This is a genomic window from Pseudomonas sp. MD195_PC81_125 (genome assembly GCF_014060985.1).
In the GTDB taxonomy this organism is placed as follows: Bacteria; Pseudomonadota; Gammaproteobacteria; order Pseudomonadales; family Pseudomonadaceae; genus Aquipseudomonas; species Aquipseudomonas parakoreensis.
The window spans coordinates 1-954 of record NZ_JABULD010000780.1; the positions used below are offsets into that span (position 1 = coordinate 1).

The 954-nt window shown below is 46.8% G+C and carries 2 protein-coding genes; both read left to right on the top strand.

Annotated features, from left to right (window positions below):
* Window positions 1-197 precede the first annotated feature (197 nt).
* Window positions 198-476: a hypothetical protein gene (locus HT737_RS29175; RefSeq protein WP_239777498.1), complete on the top strand. Its 279-nt coding sequence runs from the start codon at window positions 198-200 to the stop codon at window positions 474-476.
* Between the two features lie 207 nt (window positions 477-683).
* Window positions 684-954, top strand: a 271-nt coding sequence (locus tag HT737_RS29180) for a hypothetical protein (protein ID WP_182404559.1), incomplete at its 3' end; no start/stop codon positions are given.

Genomic DNA, 954 nt, shown 5'->3' on the forward strand with positions numbered 1-954 from the left:
CTTGTCTGGGTAAGTCGAGGCTGGGCATTTCGGTGATGCCAGAAAGCGGTTATCTGGTGTTTGGCCATTATATTGATATCATTTGCCGCGAGCGCAGTACGCTTTCCGGATTTTAGAAAACCCAACGGTTTCCGATGAGGCTGTGCTTCTAAAATGGCCATAAGGCAAAGCTTGAACAGAAAAAGGACGCTTCAGTCATGCCAAAATTTGCTTGTGTCTGCGGTCATGTAATGAACCTGTCTTTGGGTACGTCCGATTTCGAGTTGTCTTTAGTCGCCGAGCAGAAGATAGATGAAATTGGCTGTGCGCTATCAAATCGTTGGCTGTCTGAAGACGAGTTCTACGAAACAATAGACCAAGGGGCTTTGACGGTTTATTGGTGCCAGACGTGCGGGCGGCTGCATGTGGATAAGGGCGATGGGAAATTTACTTCCTATATAAAGGAAGTAAATGAGCAAGTCGGGCCTGGACAGTAAGTTCACCTTGCAGGCATGGCAAAAGATTCTTGAAGGCTGGAGTACTTTCTGGAATTGCCAAAGGGTTCTGATCAGATTGTACTAGTCAAATTGCCATAGAAACGCTGCTGCCTGGCGTGCTACCTGAAGAAGAGCACAGGCAGGCTGAGTTAGAAGTTTCTTGAGAACGTAGTTTTGTCCCCGTTCTTTCAGTCCGGAGGTTAAAGAGTGATCACTGAAGATATAAAAAACATCCAGGAAATTTTCCAGCTGGTTGAGGCTGGAATTGTTCGGGGTTATGACGCTTTTCGATTCAGCGTTGAATGGGGGGGTAACTACATGGAGTCAGACCTCGCCGTTGAAAAAAATGGCTCAGAAATCTGGGATGCTGAAACGGATTACAACCATTCGAAAATCTATGCGCTTGTAGAAAAATTACACGAGCATGCAGTCGCTCGCGGTGAGCCCTGGAAATCTTTCGTTCTCTCCTATCGCGAAG